General features: G+C 64.9%; 26 protein-coding genes. 13 read left to right on the top strand and 13 right to left on the bottom strand.

Translation table 11 applies throughout. The features are described from left to right. Positions 1–80: 80 nt before the first annotated feature. Both QMG52_RS05800 and QMG52_RS05805 read left to right on the top strand, forming a co-directional pair. Positions 81–713: an O-methyltransferase gene (locus tag QMG52_RS05800; protein ID WP_283559480.1), complete on the top strand. Its 633-nt coding sequence runs from the start codon at positions 81–83 to the stop codon at positions 711–713. Positions 714–771: 58 nt separating this feature from the next. Next, positions 772–2,457: a S53 family peptidase gene (locus tag QMG52_RS05805; RefSeq protein WP_283559481.1), complete on the top strand. Its 1,686-nt coding sequence runs from the start codon at positions 772–774 to the stop codon at positions 2,455–2,457. Between the two features lie 202 nt (positions 2,458–2,659). On the opposite strand, the gene QMG52_RS05810 is transcribed toward QMG52_RS05805, so the two are convergent. The 5 genes from QMG52_RS05810 to QMG52_RS05830 form a co-directional block, all read right to left on the bottom strand. Beyond that, complete coding sequence (locus QMG52_RS05810) at positions 2,660–2,827, bottom strand: DUF3117 domain-containing protein (protein WP_267544157.1); 168 nt, start codon at positions 2,825–2,827, stop codon at positions 2,660–2,662. 204 nt (positions 2,828–3,031) lie between these two features. Beyond that, positions 3,032–4,246, bottom strand: coding sequence for a putative hexosyltransferase (locus QMG52_RS05815; protein ID WP_283559482.1), 1,215 nt, complete (start codon positions 4,244–4,246; stop codon positions 3,032–3,034). Positions 4,247–4,427: 181 nt separating this feature from the next. Further along, positions 4,428–4,616 (bottom strand): DNA-3-methyladenine glycosylase I, encoded by a 189-nt coding sequence (locus QMG52_RS05820; RefSeq protein ID WP_283559483.1) that lies wholly within the window; start codon positions 4,614–4,616, stop codon positions 4,428–4,430. Next, the gene (locus tag QMG52_RS05825) at positions 4,613–4,936 is read right to left on the bottom strand and encodes a DivIVA domain-containing protein (RefSeq protein WP_283559484.1); all 324 of its coding nucleotides are present in this window, start codon (positions 4,934–4,936) and stop codon (positions 4,613–4,615) included. The genes QMG52_RS05820 and QMG52_RS05825 overlap by 4 nt, the downstream gene beginning before the upstream one ends. A gap of 96 nt (positions 4,937–5,032) precedes the next feature. Continuing rightward, positions 5,033–5,794: an LOG family protein gene (locus QMG52_RS05830; RefSeq protein WP_283559485.1), complete on the bottom strand. Its 762-nt coding sequence runs from the start codon at positions 5,792–5,794 to the stop codon at positions 5,033–5,035. Between the two features lie 127 nt (positions 5,795–5,921). On the opposite strand from QMG52_RS05830, the gene QMG52_RS05835 reads away from it, so the two are divergent. The 4 genes from QMG52_RS05835 (at position 5,922) to QMG52_RS05850 (ending at position 9,275) form a co-directional block, all read left to right on the top strand. After that, on the top strand, positions 5,922–6,677 hold the full coding sequence (locus QMG52_RS05835; protein ID WP_283559486.1) for an amino acid ABC transporter ATP-binding protein: 756 nt from the start codon (positions 5,922–5,924) through the stop codon (positions 6,675–6,677). A gap of 98 nt (positions 6,678–6,775) precedes the next feature. Further along, positions 6,776–7,684, top strand: coding sequence for a glutamate ABC transporter substrate-binding protein (locus QMG52_RS05840; RefSeq protein WP_283559487.1), 909 nt, complete (start codon positions 6,776–6,778; stop codon positions 7,682–7,684). A gap of 95 nt (positions 7,685–7,779) precedes the next feature. Continuing rightward, complete coding sequence (locus QMG52_RS05845; RefSeq protein WP_283559488.1) at positions 7,780–8,430, top strand: amino acid ABC transporter permease; 651 nt, start codon at positions 7,780–7,782, stop codon at positions 8,428–8,430. Continuing rightward, complete coding sequence (locus QMG52_RS05850) at positions 8,427–9,275, top strand: amino acid ABC transporter permease (RefSeq protein ID WP_283559489.1); 849 nt, start codon at positions 8,427–8,429, stop codon at positions 9,273–9,275. The genes QMG52_RS05845 and QMG52_RS05850 overlap by 4 nt, the downstream gene beginning before the upstream one ends. A gap of 24 nt (positions 9,276–9,299) precedes the next feature. Here the strand turns inward: QMG52_RS05850 and dapE are convergent, their stop codons facing one another. Next, positions 9,300–10,472, bottom strand: a complete 1,173-nt coding sequence (dapE, locus tag QMG52_RS05855; protein WP_283559490.1) for a succinyl-diaminopimelate desuccinylase — start codon at positions 10,470–10,472, stop codon at positions 9,300–9,302. Positions 10,473–10,561: 89 nt separating this feature from the next. Between dapE and QMG52_RS22165 the strand changes: the two genes are divergently transcribed. The 4 genes from QMG52_RS22165 to QMG52_RS05870 all read left to right on the top strand — a co-directional run bounded on the left by QMG52_RS22165 (position 10,562) and on the right by QMG52_RS05870 (position 13,008). Then, positions 10,562–10,786, top strand: coding sequence for a VOC family protein (locus tag QMG52_RS22165; protein ID WP_434613927.1), 225 nt, complete (start codon positions 10,562–10,564; stop codon positions 10,784–10,786). After that, positions 10,680–10,934, top strand: a complete 255-nt coding sequence (locus QMG52_RS05860) for a VOC family protein (protein ID WP_349361658.1) — start codon at positions 10,680–10,682, stop codon at positions 10,932–10,934. Before QMG52_RS22165 ends, QMG52_RS05860 begins: the two co-directional genes overlap by 107 nt. Positions 10,935–11,098: 164 nt before the next feature. Then, positions 11,099–12,109, top strand: coding sequence for a 2,3,4,5-tetrahydropyridine-2,6-dicarboxylate N-succinyltransferase (gene dapD / locus QMG52_RS05865; RefSeq protein ID WP_283559491.1), 1,011 nt, complete (start codon positions 11,099–11,101; stop codon positions 12,107–12,109). Between the two features lie 29 nt (positions 12,110–12,138). Then, complete coding sequence (locus QMG52_RS05870) at positions 12,139–13,008, top strand: hypothetical protein (protein WP_283559492.1); 870 nt, start codon at positions 12,139–12,141, stop codon at positions 13,006–13,008. Positions 13,009–13,079: 71 nt separating this feature from the next. Here the strand turns inward: QMG52_RS05870 and QMG52_RS05875 are convergent, their stop codons facing one another. Both QMG52_RS05875 and QMG52_RS05880 read right to left on the bottom strand, forming a co-directional pair. Beyond that, the gene (locus QMG52_RS05875; RefSeq protein ID WP_283559493.1) at positions 13,080–13,691 is read right to left on the bottom strand and encodes a hypothetical protein; all 612 of its coding nucleotides are present in this window, start codon (positions 13,689–13,691) and stop codon (positions 13,080–13,082) included. A 73-nt stretch (positions 13,692–13,764) separates the two neighbouring features. Continuing rightward, the gene (locus QMG52_RS05880; RefSeq protein WP_283559494.1) at positions 13,765–14,394 is read right to left on the bottom strand and encodes a TetR/AcrR family transcriptional regulator; all 630 of its coding nucleotides are present in this window, start codon (positions 14,392–14,394) and stop codon (positions 13,765–13,767) included. 156 nt (positions 14,395–14,550) lie between these two features. Between QMG52_RS05880 and galE the strand changes: the two genes are divergently transcribed. Then, the gene (gene galE / locus QMG52_RS05885; RefSeq protein WP_283559495.1) at positions 14,551–15,591 is read left to right on the top strand and encodes a UDP-glucose 4-epimerase GalE; all 1,041 of its coding nucleotides are present in this window, start codon (positions 14,551–14,553) and stop codon (positions 15,589–15,591) included. A 148-nt stretch (positions 15,592–15,739) separates the two neighbouring features. On the opposite strand, the gene QMG52_RS05890 is transcribed toward galE, so the two are convergent. The 3 genes from QMG52_RS05890 to fdxA all read right to left on the bottom strand — a co-directional run bounded on the left by QMG52_RS05890 (position 15,740) and on the right by fdxA (position 18,825). Further along, positions 15,740–17,023: a citrate synthase gene (locus QMG52_RS05890; RefSeq protein ID WP_283559496.1), complete on the bottom strand. Its 1,284-nt coding sequence runs from the start codon at positions 17,021–17,023 to the stop codon at positions 15,740–15,742. A 187-nt stretch (positions 17,024–17,210) separates the two neighbouring features. After that, complete coding sequence (dapC, locus tag QMG52_RS05895) at positions 17,211–18,365, bottom strand: succinyldiaminopimelate transaminase (RefSeq protein WP_283559530.1); 1,155 nt, start codon at positions 18,363–18,365, stop codon at positions 17,211–17,213. 136 nt (positions 18,366–18,501) lie between these two features. After that, positions 18,502–18,825 carry a ferredoxin gene (gene fdxA / locus QMG52_RS05900; protein WP_283559497.1) on the bottom strand — a complete coding sequence of 108 codons (324 nt, stop codon included), beginning with the start codon at positions 18,823–18,825 and terminating at the stop codon, positions 18,502–18,504. Between the two features lie 120 nt (positions 18,826–18,945). Here fdxA and QMG52_RS05905 point away from each other — a divergent pair, with 120 nt between their 5' ends. Next, entirely contained in the window at positions 18,946–19,173 is a 228-nt protein-coding gene (locus QMG52_RS05905; protein WP_283559498.1) for a putative acetyltransferase, read from the top strand. Between the two features lie 95 nt (positions 19,174–19,268). Here QMG52_RS05905 and QMG52_RS05910 read toward each other — a convergent pair whose 3' ends face one another. Further along, positions 19,269–20,801, bottom strand: a complete 1,533-nt coding sequence (locus tag QMG52_RS05910; RefSeq protein WP_283559499.1) for a PIG-L family deacetylase — start codon at positions 20,799–20,801, stop codon at positions 19,269–19,271. 45 nt (positions 20,802–20,846) lie between these two features. Next, positions 20,847–22,763 carry a translational GTPase TypA gene (gene typA, locus QMG52_RS05915; protein ID WP_283559500.1) on the bottom strand — a complete coding sequence of 639 codons (1,917 nt, stop codon included), beginning with the start codon at positions 22,761–22,763 and terminating at the stop codon, positions 20,847–20,849. 363 nt (positions 22,764–23,126) lie between these two features. Here typA and QMG52_RS05920 point away from each other — a divergent pair, with 363 nt between their 5' ends. Continuing rightward, positions 23,127–24,080: an SGNH/GDSL hydrolase family protein gene (locus tag QMG52_RS05920; RefSeq protein ID WP_283559501.1), complete on the top strand. Its 954-nt coding sequence runs from the start codon at positions 23,127–23,129 to the stop codon at positions 24,078–24,080. Positions 24,081–24,171 lie beyond the last annotated feature (91 nt).

The following is a 24,171-nucleotide window of genomic DNA, read 5'->3' on the forward strand; positions in this document are numbered from 1 at the left end:
GCGTTACGCGGGCGCGGCCTATACCCGGCAGGCAGTAGGCTTGGAATCAAACCGTGCAACAGATGAGGAAAATTGAATTCATGAGTGCCGACAAGTCCACCAGCTGGTCCTACACGGAGGGCCTGCCTTCCGAGGACGATGTGTTGCTGCGCGCCCGTGAACGCTCCCATGAGCTGGGGATTATTCCCGTCAGCCCAGGCGTCGGCGCCGCACTGACGGTGCTGGCTGCCGTGTCGAAGGCGCAGACCGCGGTGGAGATCGGCACCGGAGCGGGAGTTTCGGGCGTCTGCCTGCTGCGCGGGCTCAGCCGGCAGTCCGTGCTGACCACCATCGACATCGACGTCGACCATCTAAAGGCCGCACGGGAGGCGTTCGTCGAATCCGGCTCTCCGGCCAACCGCACCCGAACCATCTCCGGACGCGCGGCGGATGTGCTCCCGCGTTTGACGGATTCCGCCTACGATCTGGTCTTCGTCGATGCCGACAAGCCCTCCTACCCGGGGTATGCGGAGCAGGCAATCAGACTGCTTAAGTCCGGCGGCCTCCTCATTGTCAATGATGCACTGGACAAGGACCGCGTCTCCGATCCGGCGATTCGGGATCACGGTACGGTGATTCTGCGCCAACTGGGCAAGGCCGTGCGCGAGGATGACCGGCTCATGACAGCCATGCTGCCCACCGGCGACGGACTGCTGCTCGCCGTCAAGCGTTAGCGTCTGCGCTCTTCTCCTTGTCTGTATCCGGTGGTAGACCGGGTACATGAATACGAGAATGTCAGACCCTCAGGAAAACCCCTCTGAACAGCCACGTGCCGCGCGGCCCGGAGGGCAGCCGGGCGAAGGCCAGCCGGGCGTGCCGTCCCGCACCGTCGCCCCCGCGGCCTTGGAACTGCGGCAACTGCCCGGCAGCGAACGGGAGGCAGTGGCCGGCGTAGCACCCGCGGCTGCGCGCCCGCTGCATCCGGCTTCCCAAGTGGACGCCACCGTGGTCCTGCGACGACGTGCGGAGCCAGGCGGCGAAGCGTTCAGCTCACCGCAGGATGCGCAGGCCATGGCCAGCGCATACGGTGCCGCGCCGGAGGATCTTGATCTGGTCACCTCAACCCTCAGTTCGCTCGGCGCAACAGTGCTTGAAAGCGACGCTCCGTCCCGACGGGTCCGGGTATCCGGCACGGCAGAGGTCATGTCCCGCATCTTCGGCACGGAACTGAACCAGGTGGACGTCGCTGGTCCGGCCGGCCAGACCGAAAGCCACCGCCAGCGCACCGGCATGTTAAGTGTTCCGGTCAATCTGGACGGTGTGGTCACCGCCGTGCTCGGATTGGACGACAGGCCCCAGTCGCGCACGCTCTTCCGGGTCGCTCCCGCCGCCGCGCAGGCCGTCTCCTATACACCGCTGGATCTGGGCCGCGTCTACAACTTTCCGAAGGACTTCGACGGCACGGGGCAGAGCATTGCCATCATCGAGCTTGGCGGCGGCTATGAGCAGGCCGACCTGGACACCTACTTCGCGACCTTGGGGATCCCCGGTCCATCGGTGCGCGCCGTCGGCGTGGACGGTGCCGTCAACCGTCCCGGCCAGGACCCGTCGGGCGCGGATGGAGAGGTCCTGTTGGATATTGAAGTGGCAGGAGCGTTAGCGCCCGGAGCACAGATTGTCGTGTATTTCGCACCGAACACGGACGCCGGTTTTCTGGATGCCGTCAGCGTGGCAGCGCACGCCGTGCCCGCCCCGGCAGCTATCAGCATCAGCTGGGGCCAAAGCGAAGACGCCTGGACCGGACAGGCCAGAAACGCTCTGGATCAGGCACTGCAGGATGCGGCCCTGCTGGGCGTGACGGTCACGGCGGCGGCTGGCGACGACGGCAGCACCGACAGGGCAGCGGACAGCGCCGCCCATGTCGACTTCCCCGCTTCCAGCCCGCACGCGCTGGCCTGCGGCGGCACCCGGCTGGACGCCTCCCCGGGCACTGGTAAGGTCAACTCGGAAACGGTGTGGAACAACGGAGCCACTGGGGGAGCCACCGGCGGCGGAGTCAGCCGCAGTTTTGGTCTGCCCGACTGGCAGGGCAGCGTAGGGGTCCCGGCTCCGGCCGGGAAAGCGGGACGCGGAGTTCCGGATGTATCCGCCGTAGCGGATCCGCAAACCGGGTACCGCGTCCGGGTGGACGGCAAGGATATGGTGATCGGCGGGACCAGCGCCGTGTCACCCCTGTGGGCGGCGCTTATTGCCAGGCTGGCACAGGCTGCCGGGCACGGACTAGGCCTGGTGCAGCCTGCGCTCTACGGCAAGACCGGGCATGGAGCCGTTCCGGCCGGCTTCAGGGACATCGTCAGCGGCAACAACGGAGCCTTCGCGGCGGGGCCGGGCTGGGATGCCTGCACCGGTCTCGGCGTACCTGACGGTGCTGGGATTCTGGCTGTGCTGATTCCCGGAAAACGGACTCCCGGAAAGTGATCAGCAGCCCGCCGACCCGCCTGCCCTGGTCCCGCAGCCACTCTCCCGGAAAGAGATCAGCAGCCCGCCGACCCGCTCTTTGTTATGGCGGGTCGGCGGACCGCTGAGGTCCTGTCTCATTCCGGCAGGGTTCCATTCCGGTAGGTTCTATCCGTTACGGCCATGCTCGGTACCGGTTTTCCGGCACCGTTATGCCAGCGTTTTATTCCGTGGCGCCGATCAGGCATTCTTTCAGGTTGACCGCCTCGGCAACCTTCAGCTCAACGACCAAGCGGCCGCCGCCCTCAAGCGGGACACGCATAATGAGGCTGCGGCCCTCTTTTGTAACTTCCATCGGACCATCGCCGGTTCTGGGTTTCATCGCCGCCATAAGGACTTCCCTTCACATTATGCGGGCGCTGGTCTCTTTGCAGATCCCCCGACCGCGAGGTAACGTCAGCCGCGCCGCCGTATGACGGGCCGTGCGGTTGGGGCAATCCGGTCTGCCCTTGTTCGTTCGCTCACACCATTATCCTGTAGAACAGGGTGCGGTGCTAATCGCAGCTCCCGGCGATGGACCATCCGGGGCGCGGATCTACGGCGGATAGTCTCCCCCGCCGGGCAGCTGCGCCCACGCCCATAGCCAGGTCACCCAGACAATCTGCAGCAGGATAAAAAGCGCCACCACCGTAACCCGATAGGCGCGGGAGCGGGACACGAGGGCGGCGGCCAGGGCCAGCGGAAAGAGCGGGAGGAGCATACGGAAGGTGCTGGTCTGTGGCTGCAGGACAGCGATAATGTAGCCGAAATACGCCACGCACCACAGCTGCAGATCCGTGCCGATGGTCCGGACCGCCCGGGAATTGATAGACAGCGCAAAAAGCAGCACCAAGATGACGGGGGCGACCAGGCCCAGCACGGGGCCGAACAGCTGACGGCCGGTGTCGAACCACGGCGCAACCAGCACCAGAGAAGACCCGCGCCAGGCCGTTTCGGTGTCGGTATAGGCCTTCATCTCTCCGGTTGCAGCCCAGGCAATCAGTGGCCAGGCCACCGCGGAAAGTCCGCTCACCAGCAGCAGCACCATGCCCCTGAGAAGCTCCGGACGCCTGACCGGCTCCGTTTTCCGGCGGAACAGGCGCAGGAGCAGGTGAACAAGGACGACGGCGGCGAAGGGCACGCCAGCCGGTCGCGAAAGACACATCAACAGGACCACAGGGACGGCCCAGAGGTAACGCTGCCGGACCAGCAGATACAGCGCGGACGCCAGCAGGAGCGTGCTGAGCGCTTCAGCATAGGGCACCTGCAGGACGGGGGAAATCGGGAACGTGACGAAGAAAACGACGCCCCACATCGCCGTCGCCACCGAAGCGAACCGACGGAAGAGCCGGTAGATCACCAGCGCCGCGCCGAGCCCGGCGAGCAAGGAAACCGTGGGTGCCAGCACCAGCCATCCGAGCCCTGTCACCGCACTTAAACCGCGGACCAGAAGGGGGTACAGCGGGAAAAACGCCCACGGATTCTGCTGTGCTACCCCGGCAGCGTCACGCGGGATCGTCTGCGGATAGCCGTTGTCAAAGATGCCCTTGTACCAGGTGCTGTCCCAAATACCCACGAAGTGCAGGTAATCCGGGTGCGCCGGACCCCAGGGGCTGGCTCCCTGATGCAGTGAAACCGCTTCGAAGATGCCATAGGAGACGAACCGTGCAGCAAGATAGATCAACGTGATCTGCAGCCACCAGGGCCTGCGCCGTACGGCCGCACCGAGTCGCTGGGCCTGCTGCCAGAGCGTGTCATTGATCGTCGGCACGGCGGACCTTTCCCGGGAGGCTGCGTCCGGTGGCTGCAATCCGTCGCCCACGGGCGGCGTCCCCGTACCGGGTGCCGTGACCGTCCGTCGAGCCGCCGCGGGTGCTGCCACGGGTACAGGTGTCCCGGCGGTACCTTGCGCAGTCACGGCTCGGGGCTGCGGGCCCCGAGCACCGTCGGGGCTAGGCATTGCCGCGGACCCGGCAACCGTGCAGAAATCCTTCCAGACTGAGCCGCCGGAACAGGTCCCGCTCACCGCTGACCTGGCGCCCCCACTGCACATCGTGCTTGCGCTCATATGCGGCCTTCGGGCTCATGCCGGCCCAGCCGCAACAGGCCTTTCCATCCGCCCGGACAGTCAGGACGCTCACGGCGCTGATTCCCCGCGGGGCAGCGATTCCAGCTCGGTTATGCGGGCGTCTTTGGCCGCGAGCTGGTCCCTCAGCCGGTCCAGCACCTCGTCCACCTGATCCATCCGGTAGCCACGCAATCCAAGGGAAAACCGCAGTCTGTCCACATCTTCGGGCTGCGGGATTTCCGGCAGCAGCACCGGGGGCAGATTGGCCACCGGCGCGGTAAATCCATCGTCGGCGGCGGCAGAAGTGCCGGCGGAGGCCTTGTTCAGCCCGACGACGTACGACGCTACGGCTCCGGCCACGGCAATGGCCAGGAAGATCAGGAAATATGTCACTGACCCATGGTGCCAGATCCGGATGGTAGTTTGCTGAGGAAGGCCACCGCGAAGCAGCCCCTTCCCCGCAAATCCGGTAATTCCCAGCGAAGCCGCTTACTGCCGGCCCGTCACCCCGCCGGCCAGAATCATCGCCACTGCTTCGTCCGCGGAATCCGCCAACTGGACGATCTTCAGGTCCTTCGGCGACACCAGACCGTCCGCCACCAGGGTGCTGCCAATCCATTCCATCATCGGTCCCCAGAACTGCCTGCCGATCAGGACAATCGGGAAAGAGGTGACCTTTTGCGTCTGTACCAGCACCATTGCCTCAAAGAGTTCATCGAGCGTCCCCAGGCCGCCGGGAAGCACAATGAACCCTTGGGCGTATTTGACGAACATGGTCTTGCGGGCAAAGAAGTACCGGAAGTTGATGCCCAAATCCACCCACTCGTTCATGCCCTGCTCAAACGGAAGCTCGATCCCCAGTCCCACGGAGAGACCACCGGCCTCGCAAGCGCCCCTGTTGGCGGCTTCCATGGACCCCGGGCCGCCACCAGTGATGACGCCAATCTTCGCTTCCGCCAGCCGCCGGCCCACATCCACGCCCATTTGATAATGGACAGTGCCGGGCTTTGTGCGTGCCGATCCGAAAACGCTGACGGCTGGCCCCACATTCGCCAGCGCGCCGAACCCTTCAACGAATTCGCTCTGGATCCGCATGACGCGCCAGGGATCGGTGTGCGTAAAGTCGCCCCCGTTGCGCGAGTCCAGCAGTCGGGCATCCGACGTCGAGCCCTGCGCCTGGTCCCGGCGGAGCTCAATAGGGCCCTTGCGGCGCGGGGACCTGCGGCGGTTCGATTCCGTTGGTGCACTCATTCCCTAAGGTTATGCCACGATCTGCGCCGTTCCGTGCAGCGATTTTCATTGTTTCTATAGCGTCACGATCTTCGCCCTGACACCCATTTGTTGTTGCTCAGCCCGTAACATTCGGTAGATTCTCCTTATGACCAATGAAGCTCTTGCGCCTGCGCTCGTGGAACTGACCGCGGTTAACAAGCACTACGGTGCGTTGCATGTCCTGCAGGACATCAATCTGGAGGTTAAACGCGGAGAAGTGGTTGTGGTCATCGGGCCCTCGGGGTCCGGGAAGTCAACCCTCTGCAGGGCCATTAATCGTCTGGAGACGATCGACGACGGCGAAATCCGTATCGATGGCAAGAAACTTCCCGCTGAAGGAAAGGAACTTGCCCGCCTGCGCGCCGACGTCGGCATGGTGTTCCAGTCCTTTAACCTTTTCGCGCACAAAACCATTCTGGAAAATGTGACGCTTGGCCCGATCAAGGTCAAGGGCACATCCAAGGCCGAGGCTGAATCACAGGCTATGGCCCTGCTCGAACGGGTCGGCGTCGGTCATCAGGCGCAGAAATTGCCGGCGCAGCTTTCCGGCGGCCAGCAGCAGCGCGTTGCCATCGCGCGGGCCCTGGCCATGAAGCCCAAGGTCATGCTCTTTGACGAACCGACCTCGGCGCTGGATCCGGAAATGATCAATGAGGTCCTCGACGTTATGATCGGTCTGGCCAAGGAGGGCATGACGATGATCGTCGTCACGCACGAGATGGGCTTTGCCCGGAAGGCCGCCGACAGGGTTGTCTTTATGGCCGACGGTCAGATCGTCGAAGACAGCCAGCCTGAGGACTTCTTCACCCATCCCAAGAGCGCCCGCGCCAAGGACTTCCTGTCTAAAATCCTGACGCACTGACCGACTGGACCGATCCGGCCGCCGCAGGCGCCGGACCGATCCAGTCCAAGTGAACTCGCATCGGGCCGCTGGAGTGGCCCGCCTATGAAAGGAACACCATGAAGGCATTTATTGCCAAGAAGCGGCTGGGGGCCGCAGCCGTCATTGCGGCGGCAGCACTGGCGCTGACGGCCTGCGGCGGATCCGGCGGCGGCGGCGCTGCCCCGGGAGCCGACGCGAGCGCGGGGCCCTCTTACACCGTCGCCAAGGACGTTGCCCTGACGGGAAGCCCCACGTTTGACAAGATCAAGTCCAGCGGAACGGTCCGGGTCGGTGTCAAACAGGATCAGCCTGGTCTCGGATTCAAGGATGCTGCGACCGGTGAATACACCGGTTTCGACATCGAAATCGCTAAGTGGGTCGCCGCCTCGCTGGGCGTCGCCCAGGACAAAATCGAGTTCAAGCCGATCCCGTCGGCCAGCCGTGAATCCGCTATCACGAACGGCGACATCGACTACTACGTCGGCACCTACTCCATCACGGACAAGCGCAAGCAGCTGATCGATTTCGCCGGCCCGTACTTCGTCACCGGCCAGGGCCTGCTGGTGAAGAAGGACAACACGACCATCAAGAGCGAGAAGGACCTGGCCGGCAAGAACGTCTGCTCGGCCACGGGTTCAACGCCGATCCAGAACATCAAGACCAACTTTCCTGACACCAAGACCACTGAGTTTGACACCTACTCCAAGTGCATCGAGGCGCTCCGGGGTGGCCAGGTCGATGCTGTCACGACGGACCAGGCAATTCTGATCGGCTACGCAGCCCAGGAGCCGGATGCCTTCAAGGTTGTCGGTGAGCCCTTCACCACCGAAAAGTACGGCGTCGGCCTGCCCAAGGGTGACACCGCGCTGCGGACGTTCATCAACAAGGTGTTCACCGACGGCGGGGACACCTGGAAGAAGATCTATGACAGCACGCTCGGCAAGTCCGGGACCCAGGTGGACCAGCCCAAGGTCGACCAGTACTGAATCGCTGATTGACCAACCGGTGGTCCCGGCAGCATGCAGCGGCCGGGACCACCGGTTCCACCGGCACCGGACGGAATTGAAGAAGACAGGGCATTGTGAACACACTTACCGACAACCTCGAGCTGTTCACGACGGGGTTTAAGAACACCGGGATCCTTTTCATCGTCTCGGCTGTTTTTGCCTTGATTCTCGGCACCATTGTTGCGGCGATGCGGGTCTCCCCCGTTCCCGCCATGCGGGCGGCCGGAACACTGTACGTTAATACCGTCCGGAACATGCCGCTGACAGTTATCCTGGCGTTCTTCGCTCTGGGCTACCCCAAGCTTGGGTTGGTGCCGGTCAATTTCATCACCGCCGCTGCCATTGGACTGTCCCTCTATACGGCCACGTACGTGGCCGAGGCGATCCGTTCCGGCATTAACACCGTCCCCGTCGGCCAGGCGGAGGCTGCGCGGGCCATTGGCCTGCCATTTATGCAGTCCCTGACCCTGGTGATCCTGCCGCAGGCTTTCCGGTCCGTTATTCCGCCGCTGTTCAGTGTTTTCATCGCATTGTTGAAGAACACGACTGTTGCGGCGGGCTTTTCGGTCTTGGAGGCCGGTGCCATCCGCGCGAACCTCAGTGAGCGCGGCTACCCTGCGCTCACCGGTCTGCTCTGGGTGGCGCTCATTTTTGTCATCCTGGTCATCGGCGTCCTGTCCCCGTTGCAGCGCTATTTCGAGAACAAGTGGAGGGTTGCACGATGACCTCGATTCTTTTTGACGCCCCCGGTCCCCGGGCACGATCCCGCAACGTGGTCCTGAGCGTCATCACCGTGCTCGTGGTGCTGGCCATTATCGGCTTCATCATCTTGCGTTTCACCGAAAGCGGCCAGTTCACTGCCGCCAAGTGGAAGATTTTCACCTTCCCGCTGGTCCAAAAGACCATCCTGTCCAGTATCGGCGTCACGCTGAGAGCCTTCGCAGCCGCCGCCGTCGGCAGCTTGCTCTTCGGCATCCTGCTCGCCTTCGGCCGCCTCTCCGACCACCGCTGGATCAGCCTGCCGTGTTACTGGGTGACCGAACTGCTCCGCGCCATTCCGGTCCTGATCATGATGATGATCCTGTACTACGGACTCCCGCCGTTGGGCGTGCACGGAATCACTCCCTTCACCGCCGTCGTCGTCGCCCTTATCGCCTACAACGGCTCCGTGCTCGCGGAGGTTTTCCGCGCCGGAATCGAGTCGCTGCCCAAGGGTCAAAAGGAGGCCGGATTCGCCATTGGGCTGTCCAAGGGCAAGGTTCAGCGGCTGATCCTGCTGCCGCAGGCGGTGCGCGCGATGCTGCCCGTGATCATCGCCCAACTGGTGGTCATCCTCAAGGACACGGCGCTGGGCTTCATTATTACCTTCAATGAAATCCTGTTCCAGGCCAATTATTTCGGCACGCAGGCCCAGTACGGCTCTCCAGTGCTGCCGGCGCTGATGGTCGCCGGTGCTACTTATATCGTGTTGTGCCTACTACTGTCCGGAATCGCGAAGTGGCTGGAATGGCGACTGCGTCGCGGACCGAAGGCCATCGAGATCCAGCCGAAGGTCATGGCGGACGCCTAGGATGCCTCAGCGGAGTACTACACTCTAGCCGAGCCAGCGGCCGAGGGCACGCAGGCAGGCGCGGATGTCTTCCGCTGCCACATGTTCATCGTCGCTGTGCGCGAGCAGGGCATCCCCGGGCCCGAAGTTGACGGCAGGAATTCCCAGCTCACCGAGCCTGGCCACGTCCGTCCAGCCATACTTGGGTTTGGGCTCAGCGCCGACTGCGGCCACGAAGCTGGCTGCGGCCGGATGGTTCAGCCCCGGTCGGGCGCCCGCGGCTGCGTCGGTGCGGACGACGTCGAAGCCGTCCAGCAGCGCACGGACCACGGACTCGGCCTGATCAGGTGTCTTATCCGGGGCAAAGCGATAATTGATCTCCACCACGCACTGATCCGGGATGACGTTCCCGGCTGTGCCACCCTTGACCCGGACGGCGTTGAGGCCCTCCCTGTACTCCAGTCCGTCCACGGTGACCGTCTGCGGTTGATAGTCCCGCAACCGGGCCAGAATGTCGGCGGCCGCGTGGATCGCATTCTCCCCCATCCACGACCGGGCCGAGTGCGCCGCTTTCCCCCGCGTGGTGGCTTCAAAACGCATGGTGCCATTACAGCCGCCCTCCACGGTGCCGTTGGTCGGCTCGAGCAGGATGCCGAAATCGGCCTGCAGCCAGTCCGCGTGGTCCCTGGCCAGCCGGCCGAGCCCGCTCTTGGATGCCTCCACCTCTTCGTGGTCGTAAAAAATGAAGGTGACATCCTTGGTCGGTTCCGTCACGGTGGCGGCGAGTGCCAGCTGGACGGCGACCCCGCCCTTCATGTCGGTCGCGCCGCGGCCGTACAGCACCGCGTTTTCGTGCGGGGCGCCGTCGTCGGAACTCCCGGGCCGGACCACGCCGTCGTCGGAACTCCCGGGCGGGACCACGCCGTCGTCGCCGGATACGCCGTCCCAGCGGGCCGGGACGGTGCCGCGGGAGCCGGGCACGGTCGGCAGCGGAACGGTGTCCAGATGGCCGGCAAGAATAACCCGTTCAGCCCGTCCCAGCCGGGTCCGCGCCATGATCGCGTCTCCGTTACGCAGCACCTCCAGGTGCGGCAGGGTGCGCAGGGCAGCTTCCACGGCGTCGGCCAATGGGCCCTCGTCACCGGAAACGCTCTGGATGTCGATCAGGTCGGCCGTTAACCGGGCAACATCGCGGTGCAGGTCCAATGCATGAGTCATCGCTCCAGCCTAGCGGGGCGATGCGTTTACTACTGGCCCGGGAGGCCGTAGCTTTGCAGCATGCCGGTTCCGACACACAGGGAGAATTCATGATTTCGTCTGTCAGCTTCGTCACCATCAACGTGGCCGATCAGCCGCGGGCGGAGTCCTTCTACACGGAAGTTCTGGGGTGGACGCTGCACACGGACCAGCCGATGGGGGAAGCGGATGGACCCAGGTGGATTGAAGTCGCCGCCCGGTGCACAGACCCGCATCGTCCTGTTTCGGGACGATGCGCACAAGCCGTCCTTCGGTCCATGCGTCTTCACCTGTGAGGATATTGCGCAAACCCACCGGGAGATGGTGGAAAAGGGCGTGGAGTTCACCCAGGCTCCCAAGGTCGAGGCCTGGGGCGCGTGGTGGGCGCAGTTTAAGGACTCGGAGGGCAATGAGTTTGGTCTGAGCCAGGCCAGCGGTATTTGAGCCCGGCCGGCAGCGGCACAGTCCGGCCGGGCTGTGGCGGCGCAGCGGAGGACCTCCGGGCGGCCCGCGGCAGCGGATCGCGAGGCGAGTCAGCCGATCACCTTCCCGGCAGTAGGCGGGGGCTGGTTTTCGGCAACGGCCGCGCCGCCCGGTAAACTGGGCCTATGACTGAGACTGCCGCCGTAAGGCCCACAGCCCCCGCCGATCATGGCCGCACCGCCCACGGATTCGGGCTGGCAACGGTGACCGACGGCGGGACAGTTCTGGATGTCTGGTACCCGGCGCCTGCCTTGGGTTCCGCCGTCAGCTCTCTCGGTGACGCCCCGGAAGCCGATCCCCAGCTGACCGCCCTGGCCGAACTCGGGAACGATCCCGACCGCGGTGTGGGCCAGAAGGTGGTATTTGCGCAGATCGACCTGGATCAGCCCCCCGCGGACACGGCAGACGCCTACCTGCGCCTGCACCTGCTCTCTCACCGGCTGGCGGCGCCGAACAGCATGAATCTGGACGGGATTTTCGGCAAACTGCCCAACGTCGTGTGGACCAGCTTTGGCCCGGCGGCGCCGGAAAACTTCGAGCTGACCCGCGCCCGACTCCGCCGCCGCGGACCCGTGACCGTCTTTGGCGTGGACAAGTTTCCGCGGATGGTGGACTACGTTGTCCCGTCCGGCGTGCGCGTGGCAGACGCAGACCGGGTGCGCCTGGGGGCCCATCTGGCCGAGGGAACCACGGTAATGCACGAGGGTTTTGTGAATTTCAACGCCGGCACGTTGGGCGAATCCATGGTGGAAGGACGCATTTCGGCCGGTGTGGTGGTCGGTAACGGCACCGACGTTGGCGGCGGCGCGTCCATCATGGGGACGCTCTCCGGCGGCGGCAAGGAAAAAATCACGCTCGGCGAGCGCGTCCTGCTCGGGGCCAACTCCGGCGTGGGCATCAGCATCGGTGACGATTCCGTCGTAGAGGCCGGCCTCTACGTCACGGCCGGCACGCGCGTGCGCCTGGTGGGGCCGAGGGACGCCGGTGGCGAAGACACCACCCGCATCGTCAAGGCCAGTGAACTCTCCGGCGTGCCCAACCTGCTGTTCCGCCGTAACTCCGGCACCGGTGAGGTCGAGGTTCTGCCGCGTCAAGGCCAGAGCGTGGAGCTCAATGCTGCCCTGCACGCCAATTAGTCCAGCCGCGGCGGTCCCGGAGTCCTGACATGAGAGCGCAACGGAGCCTTCGGGCAGCCCTGATCTGGCTGCTTTCGATCGGGGTCGCCATAGTTCTGGTGGTCGCGGCCGGCCTCTGGGCGGTGAGTTTCTTCAAGCCGGGTGCACGTGCGCTTTCCGTCGGCTGTACGGCCAGCACCGGCGCGGGCTCCTATTCGCTGGCTCCCGACCAGACGGGGAATGCGTCCCTGATCACGGCCATCTCCGTCCGGCGCGGCCTTCCGGCGCGGGCGGCCTCGATCGGGCTGGCGGTGGCCCTGCAGGAATCCAAGCTGCGCAATATTACCCATGGTGATCTGGATTCGTTGGGCCTGTTCCAGCAGCGCCCGTCCCAGGATTGGGGCACCGCCGAGGAGATCCTCGACCCGGTCTACGCCACGAATGCCTTTTTCAACGTCCTGATCACGGTGAACGGCTACGAAACGCTGCCCATCACCCAGGCGGCCCAGCAGGTGCAGCGTTCGGCCTATCCGGAGGCCTACGCACAGCGCGAGCCGCAGGGCAAGGCCTTCGCGTCGGCGTTGTCCGGCCTCTCCCCCGCCGCGCTCAATTGCACGCTGAATCCGGCCACGGGGAAGGGAGACCAGGTGTCCGTACTTGACGAGCTGGATCGTGCCTATGGCGCGGTGCCTGCGTCCGGCGGTGCCGGCAGCGTCACGATCAGCGCCGCGGGTACGGTCGGCTGGGGTTATGCCCAGTGGGCGGTGGCCAACGCCGACTCGCTCAATATCACCGAGGTTGCGTTCGACGGCAGGACGTGGATCAGGACGGAGAACGCCGGCGGCGTCAACAAGGGCTGGCAGGTTTCCAACGCCGCGGCGGACCAGGTCCGCATTACGCTCAACGCGCCAACGCCGTGATCTCCGACAGGTGCCGGTTGCACCGCGTCGCACGCCGGCGCAATCGCGGCGCCGGTTGCGGCACCCGCTGGTCAGACCAGCAGCTCCACGACCGGCTGAACATAGCTGCGGAAATTCAGCTGGTCATCCAGCAGCCGCGAACTCATCAGCAGCCGGTCCGGCTCCAGAAACCAGGCCCTGGGCTCGGCGAGCGGCAGCTCCACGATCGTGAGCGTGAAGTCCCTGGCATTGCGCCCCAGCTCCATCTCCCGGTCCTGCACCAGCTCCGCCAGTACCGACGTCGCGCCCAGCGTCTCGCGTCCGGCCGCCAGGAGCGTGTACTCGCTCTGCCGCTCCCGGGCCCAGCTCAGCGCGGCACCGAAGTGGGCCTGCAGCAGGCGCTGCAGGGCCGGGACGTCGCTGAAGGCAGGGAAATCCGGCGCCGCGAGCTCGGGATACATCTTGGGGTAATGCCGCAACAGCAGGGTCCACCACTGCTCCCATTCCTGGCGAAGGGTGGCGGTCCCGCCGAATTCGGCCACGAGCCGGTGCGGATCGGTGGAATGAGCGGGAGGCTCGGCGGCGCACAGCGACGGCTCACCCGCCCCTGCCAGGGATGCCAAATCCCTTAGATACAGCGCAATCATCATCGGCCCTGAGGTGTCCATCGTTATTCGCCAGCCGGGACCGCCAGTGTGATGCATTGCGTTACCTTTCTGCGCGCGCCAACGCCGGTTAGTTGCGGCAACCGTCGTCTGCAGTTCCAGAATACTCCGCTCAGGCTCCGCGGAGGGAGGACAGATGGGCGCGGAGCACATTCCGGCTGAGCTCCTCCGTGGTCCATCCCGGCTGGAGCAGCATATGCAGGCACAGCCCATCGATCAGGGCAAGCAGCCGTTCGGCCTCCACCACGGGCTCCAGCGCGGTCCGCGTGGCCGGCGAGGCCAACAGCACCATGATGATCCGCCCTACCAGGCCTGCGGTCCCCCGGTAGCTGCTGTCGGCTTCGGCCGCAAGAACGACGTCGGTGCGGGCGGCCGTGACAAAGGAGAGCCAGACGCTCGATTCGAGTTCCCGCTGCGCGTCCAAAGGCAGCAGCTCCAGCAACACCTCGGCGCAGGCGTCGCTGAGTCTGTCGCCCGGAGCCCGGCGGGTACCGCTGGCCGACTCCAGTGCCGCGACCCTGTCTTCAAGCCGCCCGCGGATCCGTGCAGACACCGTGCGGAACGCAAAGATCATCAGCTCCGCCTGCCCGTCAAAGTAGTGCCGGACAGACCCCACCGCCAGTCCGGCTTCGGCTGCGACGGCGCGCAGCGAGGCCGCCTCCAGACCCGATTCGGCAACCACCTGGAAGAGTGCCTGCACCACATCTTCGCGGCGGATCAGCGGATCGATAACTTTGGGCATCCTCTTTTTTAGCACGCTCGGTCCAAATCATGTGGCACGACTGGTCCACCGAGATCCCGTGGCGGGTCCACGGGGCGGACCGGAGGCGGGTCCACGGTGCGGACCGGAAGCGGTGCGGGGGCGGGTCCCCATTCCCGTCCCGGTAGGGTTGGAACCATGAAAGTTTTGGTTACCGGCGGAACCGGTTACATAGGCTCACACACCGTCCTGTCCCTCCTGGAGGCCGGCCACGACGTACTCGTTGTAGACAATCTGGCTAACTCCAGCCGGGAGTCCCTGAGCCGGGTGCAGGAGATCTCCGGCAGGACAGCAGTTTTTCACGCCGTCGATCTGCTGGATGAGCCGGCGCTGCGGGAGGTCTTTGCGCGGAACAGCGGTACGGATGGCTCGCACAGCCGGATCGATGTTGTCATCCACTTTGCCGGGTTGAAGGCCGTCGGGGAGTCGGTCAGCCAGCCGCTGCGGTATTACCACAACAACGTCAGCGGCACCATCAATCTGCTTCGCGTCATGGATGACTACGGCGTGCGCACCCTGGTCTTCAGCTCCTCGGCCACCGTCTACGGTGAGAGCAACCCAGTGCCGTACATCGAAAAAATGGAGATCGGGGCGAATAACCCCTACGGCCGCACCAAGGAGCAGGTAGAGGATATCCTCAGTGACGTTGGCGCCGCCGACAGCCGCTGGCACATCGCGTTGCTGCGCTACTTCAACCCGGTGGGCGCGCACGAATCCGGCCGGATCGGCGAGGACCCGCTGGGCATTCCGAACAATCTGGTGCCGTTCATTGCCCAGGTGGCCGTCGGCCGGCGCGAAAAGCTGATGATCTTCGGCGGTGACTACGATACTCCGGACGGGACCTGCCTGCGCGACTACATCCACGTCATGGACTTATCCGAAGGCCATGTCGCCGCCGTCAATCATGTGGCACAAAAGGCCGGCGTGTTCCGTTGGAACCTCGGTTCCGGCATCGGCTCCTCCGTCTTTGACGTCCTACACTCCTTTGAGCGGGCAGTGGGCCACGAACTTGCACACGAAATAACCGGGCGGCGAGCCGGGGACCTTCCAGCGTTCTGGGCCGATCCGTCGGCCGCCCTGGCGGATCTGGGCTGGTCCACCAGCAAGACCCTGGACCAAATGTGCCAGGACCATTGGCGCTGGCAGAAGAACAATCCACAAGGCTACACCACTGCCTGACCTCCGGCTGTGCCGCAGCTGCCCGACTTTGCGCCGATCCGAATGAACGCTGAATCGAGCAGTTGCACCACAATGGATTTAAGAGTACGACGGCGGCCGGGGACCTTCGCTGGGAAAGTCTCCGACCGCCGTCGCCAGCCCTACGCTCTTAGCGCGACGGGTACATGCGCTCCGCTTCGCCCGTGTAGAGCTGTCGCGGACGGCCGATCTTGGTCTGCGGATCCTTCATCATTTCGCGCCACTGCGCAATCCAGCCCGGCAGGCGGCCGATCGCGAAGAGCACGGTGAACATCTTCTCCGGGAAGCCCATGGCCTTGTAGATCAGGCCGGTGTAGAAGTCCACGTTCGGGTAGAGCTTACGCGAGATGAAGTAGTCGTCGGTGAGTGCCACTTCTTCCAGGCGCATCGCGATGTCCAGCAACTCGTCATTGCCGCCCAGCTTGGCGAGGATCTCGTGGGCCGTTTCCTTGACGATCTTGGCGCGCGGATCGTAATTCTTGTAGACCCGGTGTCCGAAGCCCATCAGCTTCACTCCGGCTTCCTTGTTCTTTACGCGCTCCACGAACTTCTCCACCGGCTCACCGCTGGCCTGGATCTGGCGAAGCATATTCAACACGGCTTCGTTTGCCCCGCCATGCAGCGGCCCGAACAGCGCATTGATGCCGGCGGAAACGGAGGCGAACATGTTGGCGTTGGAGCTGCCGACCAGACGGACCGTCGAGGTGGAGCAGTTCTGTTCATGGTCCGCGTGCAGGATGAGCAAAAGGTCCAGGGCCTTGACCACCGTGGGGTCCAAGTCGTACGGCTCGGCGGGCAGGCCGAAGCTCAGGCGCAGGAAGTTTTCCACCAGGTTCATGGAATTGTCCGGGTAGAGCATCGGCTGACCGAGCGACTTCTTCAGCGCGTATGCGGCGATCACGGGCATCTTGGCCAGCAAACGGTAGGTGGACAGTTCGACTTGTTCGTCGTCGAACGGATCCAGCGAGTCCTGATAGAACGTGGAGAGCGCCGAGACCGCGGAGGAGAGCACGGGCATCGGGTGCGCATCGCGCGGGAAGCCGCCGAAAAAGCCCTTAAGATCCTCGTGCAGCAGGGTGTGGCGGCGGATGCGCTGGTCGAAGGAAGCGTACTCCGCCGGCGTCGGCAGGTTCCCGTAAATCAGGAGGTAGGAAACCTCCAAAAAGTTCGAGTGCGCCGCCAGCTCCTCGATCGGGTAGCCGCGGTACCGCAGAATGCCTTTGTCACCGTCAATGTAGGTAATGGCCGAGGTGGTGGCCGCGGTATTCATGAAACCGGGGTCGTAGGTGACAGCACCCGTGGCCGTCAGCAGCTTGGAAACGTCGTACCCGTCATTGCCCTCTGCGGCAGCAATCCGCGGCAGTGCGAGCTCTCCGCCGTCGTAGCGCAGGGATGCGCCCGTCGAATCAGTCATGGAGTCCCCTTCATGAGGTAGCCCAGCCTCTTCGCAGAGGCCCTATTGAGAAAATCATGCATTTGCGTCAGTGCGCCGGGTCAGTCAGTTAAGAAACTACCTCGCAGCAGGCCATCAGGACTAATCCTGCAGCACAAAATGCACACTAAAAGGCACCAAATGAGACGACCGTCACGCTGCAGTGCAACTAGGCGCGCAGCCGGGCTGCTGCGGCATCAATACGTTCGTCCGTTCCGGTCAGCGCTACGCGGACGAATCCATTCCCCGCTTCACCGTAGAAAACACCCGGGCCCGCCACGATGCCCCGCTTGGCCAGCCGGGAGATGGTGTGCCAGGTGTCTTCTCCCGCGGTGCACCACAGGTACAGTCCTGCCTCGGAGTGATGGATGGTAAGCCCGAACGCCTCCAACGCCGGCAGCAGGCGTTCGCGCCGGCTGCGGTACAGGTCCTTTTGTGCACGGACATGGTCATCCTCGCCCAGCGCCACGCGCATGGCTTCCTGCACGGGATACGGCACGATCATGCCTGCATGTTTACGGCTGTTGACCAGATTCGCCATAATGGCCGCGTCTCCGGCCACGAAAGCCGCACGGTAGCCGGCAACGTTGGACTGTTTACTCAGTGAGTAGACAGCCAGCAGGTTGGCCGTGGAATCTCCGCAGACCCTCGGGTCCAAGACACTCGGGACGGCCTCTCCGCCGCGCTGCGGGTCCCATTTCCCCCAGCCCAACTCGGCATAGCACTCATCAGAGGCAACGACCGCGCCCAGCTGCCTGGCCTGCTCAACCAGGATCTTCAGCTCCTCCGCGGTGCGGACGATCCCGGTAGGGTTGGCCGGGGAATTGATCCACACGAGCCGCACCCGGGCCCGGGTATCCGCGTCCAGCTCGTCCAGCGAGTCAGCGGCAACAGCCGTGGCACCGGCCATCAGCGCGCCGATATCGTAGGTGGGGTAGGCGACAGCGGGACGGACGACGACGTCCCCGGCCCCAAGTCCCAGCAGCAAAGGCAGCCACGCCACCAGTTCCTTGGAACCGACGGTGGGCATAACGTCGGCCGGGTCCAGCCCGGGGACGCCGCGGCGTCGGTCAAACCAGCCCACGATCGCCTGCCGCAGCGCGGACGTGCCATGGGTGGTGGGATAGCCCGGCGCATCGGCCGCACCGGACAACGCCTGCCGGATCACGGCAGGGGTGGGATCAACGGGTGTGCCGATGGAGAGATTGACGGCCCCTCCGGAGTGCATGGATGCCGTCCGGGCATAGGGGGCCATGGCGTCCCACGGATACTCGGGCAGGGCGAGGCCAAAGGCCGCTCGTCCGGTACCCGGGCCGGCGTCGATGGCAGCGGCCGTGCCCGTATCCGTGGCAGCAGCCGTGCCCGTATCCGTGGCAGCAGCCGTGCCCGTATCCGTGGCAGCGGCCACCCCCGCAGCGTCTGTGGCGGGTTCCGTGGCTGGTCGAGTCGTCAAACGATCGTCAGCCCTGGTTCTGCGGTGGAAGCACAGAAATAATGGGGTGGTCGCGGTGCGTGTTGCCGATTTTAGCGGCCCCGCCCGGCGAACCGAGCTCGTCGAAGAACTCGACGTTGGCCTTGTAATATTCGGCCCATTCGTCCGGGGTGTCGTCCTCGTAGTAAATGGCCTCGACCGGGCAGACCGGTTCGCATGCGCCGCAGTCCACGCACTCGTCGGGATGGATGTAGAGCGAACGCTCACCCTCATAGATGCAGTCGACGGGGCATTCCTCGATACATGCCTTGTCCTTGACATCCACGCACGGCTGCGCGATTACATACGTCACGTCCCGACCTTCCTGGAGAAATTGTGCCCCGGGAAATGTGCACCCGGGAACGGTGTGGGTTGTCTTCATTATCCCCCACCGCAGGCCAGCTGCCGGCCATTCAAGACCTAGTATGAACTCGTGGACACCCCCGTGAACAGACTCAAGCTCCTACCCCTGGGCACCCGCGTAGTTGTACGCTACCGGATCAACGGCGGCCTGACCGATGCCCTGGGCCTGCTCAGCGCGCTGAATCCGATGCAGTGCGTCGTGCAGACCAGATCAGGGGACGTGGTGATTGCGTTGGAGGACGTGCAGGCCGCGAAACCGGTTCCGCCGGCACCCGAACGCCGGCCCGCCGCCCGCTAAAAGCCGCCGCCGCCCGATATGGGTTGGGCCGGTCGCAACCCGAATCCGGCCGGCCGCCATCAGGATCCCGGCCGTCACCCACCGGTATCCGGCCGTCAGCCTAATCCCGGAGCCTGGCGACGGCTCCGATGGTGGCGGAGCACGTAGGCGCAGCCGAGCCCCGCAGCGAGCGTCGCCACCGCGATGCCATAAAGCCAGAGCGTGCCCTGCAGATCGCCGATCACCAATCCGTATTCGCCCCGTGGAATGGCAAGCAGACCAGCCACCAGATAGGCGGCAAATCCGCTGACCGCGCTCAGCCAGCCAGACCTCCCCCACAGCCCGATGAACAGGCTCAGGGAGAGGACCAGCAGCAGAGCCGCCGCGGCGCCCCACGGGAGCAGCAGATCCCCCGCCAGCAGGACGTGGCCATGCAGCGCGGTACCCAGCAGACCGCCCACGATGCCGGCAGCAACGGCTGCGACGGACCTGCGCAGGAGGGAGGGCGCTGTGCGCAGCGGCGGGGTCGTCCGATCGGTCCCGCCCGTTCCGCCGACGGCGGGCGGGTCACCCTCCGGGGCCACGGCGGGCGGGGCACCGTCCGGGGCGAGGCCAGACAATGTCCGATCCCCGTCCGCCGCCCCGAAGATCTGGAACGTCTCCACCCCTGAAATGTCCTTCCAGGCGCCGTCGGACAGCGCATAACGGCTGCCGTCCACGGTTACCTGCGTCCGGTGCGCCGACATCGCCGCGCGCTTGGCCATAAAGTCCCCGTGCACCTCAATCAGTGCCGCGTTCCCCTCAACCGGGCGTTCCGGACGGTCGCTGAGGATCGTGTACACCGCGGGCACGCGCCAGGCACGGCCCTCCACGGGGCTTCCAGCCGGGCCCTCCACGGGGCTGCCGGCCGGGCCCTCCACGGGGCTTCCGGCAGGGTCAGCAGTCGGGTCACGTGGCCCCACGATGGCAGCGTCGTTGTCCGGGCGCGGGTATCCGGCGTGGGATCCGCCCGGGAGCCGGCCGCGGCCATCCTCCGCCGCGGCCAGTTGCACGGCGCGGACGGTCAGCTCGTGGGTGCGGATGTGGTCCGGGTGGCCGTAGCCGCCATCCCCGGCATACGTGATGACAGCGTGCGGACGAAGCGTACGGATGAGCTGTGCCGCATGGCCGGCGACCTCGTCGAGCGGAGCCCGAGAGAGCGAACCGGGGAGTACCGTTTCCGCGGCCCGGGCGCGGCCGTCAAAGCCCCAGGACATCCCCGAGTCGCGGTAGACCATGTCCGGACCCGGACCGGCGTTCGCAGGTCCCTGACCCAGCCAGAAATTCCGCTGCACCCCCAGCGCCCGGAGGGCTGCGGCGAGCTCACGCGTGCGCACGGCGGCCAGCCCGTCGCCGTCGTCGGTATTTCCCGGCTGAGCTACTTCCAAATGCCGCAGCTCTGCCGGAATGACCTCGCCCAGCTCGCCGCGGGTGCACGTCAGCAGCGCCACCTCGGCCCCCTGCGCGGCATACAGTGCCATGGTGGCGCCGGTGACCAAAGTTTCATCATCCGGGTGCGCGTGTACGAAAAGCAGCCGGAATCCGGTTGCTCCCGTTAACGGCAGCAACCCACCCCTGGACGTGTCGGGGGCGGGTTGCTGTTGAGTCATATCTCTATTTTGCCGGACTTTTCAGAGCCGGCTCACGCGGTGCTGCTATGACTTGGCGCGGCTGCGGTATGCCTTGGCTCGTTCGCTGGCATCCAGGATGAGCTTACGGATCCGGATGGTCTCGGGCGTAACCTCGACGCACTCGTCTTCGCGGGAGAATTCCAAGGATTCCTCCAGCGTCAGGTTGCGCGGCGGAGTCAGGTTTTCGAACGTGTCCGAGGAAGCTGCACGCATGTTGGTGAGCTTCTTTTCCTTGGTGATGTTCACATCCATGTCATCGGCGCGGGAGTTCTCGCCGACGATCATGCCTTCGTACACCTCGGTGGTGGGCTGGACGAAGAAGGACCCGCGCTCCTGGAGATTGATCATGGCGAACGGTGTGACGACGCCGGAACGGTCCGCGATCATGGAGCCATTCGTGCGGTACTCGATCGGGCCGTGCCACGGCTCGTAGCCCTCGGCAATGGAGGCCGCGATGCCGGCACCGCGGGTATCCGTCAGGAATCGCGTGCGGAATCCGATCAGGCCACGGGCGGGGACGATGAATTCCATCCGGACCCAGCCGGTGCCGTGGTTGGCCATGTTGGTCATCCGACCCTTGCGGGCTGCCATCAGCTGGGTCACGTTGCCCAGGTATTCTTCCGGCACGTCGATGGTCATGTGGTCCATCGGCTCATGGATCTTGCCGTCGATGGTCCGGGTGACCACCTGCGGCTTGCCAACGGTCAGCTCGAAGCCCTCGCGGCGCATCTGCTCCACGAGGATGGCCAGCGCCAGCTCGCCGCGGCCCTGGACTTCCCAGGCGTCGGGACGCTCGGTGGGGAGCACCTGCAGCGAAACATTACCGATCAGTTCTTTGTCCAGTCGGTCCTTTACCTGGCGGGCGGTGACCTTGTGGCCCTTGACGCGGCCGGCCAGCGGGGAGGTGTTGATGCCGATAGTCATGGAGATGGCCGGATCGTCCACCTTGATCAGCGGCAGCGGCTGCGGGTTGTCCGGGTCGGTCAGCGTCTCACCGATGGTGATGTCTTCAATACCGGCGACGGCGACGATCTCGCCGGGGCCAGCGGACTCGACCGAGACACGCTCGAGTGCCTTGGTGGCGAGCAGCTCGGTGATCTTGACGTTCTTCAACTCACCATCATGGCGCGCCCAGGCAACGATCTGGCCCTTGCGCAGGGTGCCGTTGTAGATGCGCAGCAGCGCCAAACGCCCCAGGAACGGCGAGGCGTCCAAGTTCGTCACATGCGCCTGCAGAACCCCCTCGGGGTCGTACGTGGGGGCGGGGATGTGGTCGAGGATGGTCTTGAACAGCGGTTCCAGGTCATCGTTATTGGGCACGCTGCCGTTTTCGGGCTGATCAAGCGACGCGGCACCCACCTTGGCGGCGGCGTACACGACGGGGACGTTCAGAACTGCATCCAGGTCCAGGTCGGGAACCTCGTCCGCAAGGTCGGACGCCAGACCCAGCAGCAGGTCCATGGATTCGTGCACGACCTCGTCAATGCGGGAGTCGGGCCGGTCCGTCTTATTCACCAGCAGGATCACCGGCAGCTTCGCGGCCAAGGCCTTGCGGAGCACAAAGCGGGTCTGCGGCAGCGGGCCCTCGGACGCGTCCACCAGCAGGACGACGCCGTCAACCATGGACAGGCCGCGCTCCACCTCGCCACCGAAGTCGGCGTGGCCGGGGGTGTCAATGACGCTGATCGTGATGGTCTCGCCGTTGGAGGACGGACCGTTGTAGGCAACGGTGGTGTTTTTGGCCAGAATCGTGATGCCTTTTTCACGTTCGAGGTCGCCGGAGTCCATGACTCGTTCCGCCACGTTGCCGTGGGCAGCAAACGAATGGGTCTGCTTCAGCATGGCATCCACCAAAGTGGTCTTGCCATGGTCAACGTGCGCCACGATGGCGACGTTCCGCAGATCATTGCGTGAGGCTAGTTTGGCGGTGGTTTCAGACATGCGATAAGGCTCGATTCAGTATGTTCCCGGCGGAGGACCCGTAGGCCATCACGGTGTTAGACCCAGATATCTCAGCACTACACGCGGACATCTGGTGGCCCTCAAAATGGGCACATGAGTTTATTCTACTGGGTGGAGCAATCAATGGCCTAAATTAAGCGTTCCCGCCGGCACAGGCAGACCGCCTTTGAGGGTCGGATCCGGGTTGGGGATTCCGACCCCGGTTGACCGGCGATAAGGCTGCAGGGAAGCGGACTGTAACGTTTACGCGACCATCGGATTCCGGTCCGCCAACGACTGGATTTATCGCCGTCCTTGCCGGATAGTTGCGGGAGTAACGTGCGTGAATCAGATGGAGTCAGAATGCTCAGATCGACGGCTCTGTCCCGTGCGGCCCTACCGGCATTGGTACTCATGCTGCTCATGCTGCTCATGCTGCTCTGCGCAGGGTGCGCCCCGGTAGCCGAGGCGCCCCACGCCGCGGCAGCCGCACCCGGTGCCCAGGCCGCCGCGGTGCGGGTAACCACAACCCCGTCCATCACAGTCCCCACCACGGCGGAGACCATCCCGCCGGCACCCACCACCGACGCAGCCAGCCGGCAGCCGGATGCCACCGCGGCTCTGCCCGCAGGTGCCTTGTACCTGAATCCGGCGACCGGCCGGAAGGAAATGGTCGAACCCAATATCGGGCGCACGGCGGTGCTGATCGGCGACTCGCAGTCGGAGGGCGCCGCCGGCGTCGTCGCGAAAAACACCTGGACCAATACGGCCTTGGCCAATCTGGGCTACGACGTGGAATTCCGCGGCCGCGGCGGGACCGGGTTCGTTGCGGCCAACGGCAGGACCGGCAACTACCCGGACGCCCTGGAAAACGGCAACTGGTACCTCCCCTACGGCCAGGCCCCACTGGTGGTGATCCAGGGCGGCGGCAACGATGCTTCGCGTGGTGCCACCGACGAGCAGATCATGGCCAACGCCGCGCGGCTGCTCAAGGATCTCAAGCAGACCTACCCGGAATCGAAGTTCGTCATGATCGGCACCCTGGCCAAGGGCACCCCGTACGGCGGCGCGCGGCGCAGCCAGGTGGATGCGCTGCTGGGCACGTTCGCGACCCAAAACCACATACCGTTCGTCAGCGTCGGCGACTGGATCACCCGATACGGCGTAGGTGACAAACTGGCCGACGGCGTCCACCCCACCGCCGCGGGCCACAGGGTCCTGGCCGACGTCCTCAGCCGGCAATTGACCGCCCTCGGAGTTACGCCGCCCATCAAGGGCACCGGCGCCGTCGTCGCCCGCCTTTCAAAGGTGGGCTGAAAGCGCACCCGGCGGCCGAGCCAGCCAGCCAGCCAGCCAGCCAGCCAGCCAGCCAGCCAGCCAGCCAGCCAGCCAGCCTAGGCGCAAGCGG

The sequence above is a fragment of the Paenarthrobacter sp. PH39-S1 genome, from assembly GCF_030063245.1.
In the GTDB taxonomy this organism is placed as follows: domain Bacteria; phylum Actinomycetota; class Actinomycetes; order Actinomycetales; family Micrococcaceae; genus Arthrobacter_M.

Coding starts and splice junctions, on each gene's coding strand:
- QMG52_RS05910 (WP_283559499.1), bottom strand. CDS start 20,801: ATGACTCAACAGCAACCCGCCCCCGACACGTCCAGGGGTGGGTTGCTG.
- QMG52_RS05920 (WP_283559501.1), top strand. CDS start 23,127: ATGCTCAGATCGACGGCTCTGTCCCGTGCGGCCCTACCGGCATTGGTA.
- QMG52_RS05850 (WP_283559489.1), top strand. CDS start 8,427: ATGACCTCGATTCTTTTTGACGCCCCCGGTCCCCGGGCACGATCCCGC.
- QMG52_RS05860 (WP_349361658.1), top strand. CDS start 10,680: ATGGACCCAGGTGGATTGAAGTCGCCGCCCGGTGCACAGACCCGCATC.
- QMG52_RS05800 (WP_283559480.1), top strand. CDS start 81: ATGAGTGCCGACAAGTCCACCAGCTGGTCCTACACGGAGGGCCTGCCT.
- typA (WP_283559500.1), bottom strand. CDS start 22,763: ATGTCTGAAACCACCGCCAAACTAGCCTCACGCAATGATCTGCGGAAC.
- galE (WP_283559495.1), top strand. CDS start 14,551: ATGAAAGTTTTGGTTACCGGCGGAACCGGTTACATAGGCTCACACACC.
- QMG52_RS05880 (WP_283559494.1), bottom strand. CDS start 14,394: ATGCCCAAAGTTATCGATCCGCTGATCCGCCGCGAAGATGTGGTGCAG.
- QMG52_RS05830 (WP_283559485.1), bottom strand. CDS start 5,794: ATGAGTGCACCAACGGAATCGAACCGCCGCAGGTCCCCGCGCCGCAAG.
- QMG52_RS05870 (WP_283559492.1), top strand. CDS start 12,139: ATGAGAGCGCAACGGAGCCTTCGGGCAGCCCTGATCTGGCTGCTTTCG.
- QMG52_RS05805 (WP_283559481.1), top strand. CDS start 772: ATGTCAGACCCTCAGGAAAACCCCTCTGAACAGCCACGTGCCGCGCGG.
- QMG52_RS05835 (WP_283559486.1), top strand. CDS start 5,922: ATGACCAATGAAGCTCTTGCGCCTGCGCTCGTGGAACTGACCGCGGTT.
- dapD (WP_283559491.1), top strand. CDS start 11,099: ATGACTGAGACTGCCGCCGTAAGGCCCACAGCCCCCGCCGATCATGGC.
- QMG52_RS05875 (WP_283559493.1), bottom strand. CDS start 13,691: ATGCATCACACTGGCGGTCCCGGCTGGCGAATAACGATGGACACCTCA.
- dapE (WP_283559490.1), bottom strand. CDS start 10,472: ATGACTCATGCATTGGACCTGCACCGCGATGTTGCCCGGTTAACGGCC.
- QMG52_RS05810 (WP_267544157.1), bottom strand. CDS start 2,827: ATGGCGGCGATGAAACCCAGAACCGGCGATGGTCCGATGGAAGTTACA.
- QMG52_RS22165 (WP_434613927.1), top strand. CDS start 10,562: ATGATTTCGTCTGTCAGCTTCGTCACCATCAACGTGGCCGATCAGCCG.
- QMG52_RS05840 (WP_283559487.1), top strand. CDS start 6,776: ATGAAGGCATTTATTGCCAAGAAGCGGCTGGGGGCCGCAGCCGTCATT.
- QMG52_RS05890 (WP_283559496.1), bottom strand. CDS start 17,023: ATGACTGATTCGACGGGCGCATCCCTGCGCTACGACGGCGGAGAGCTC.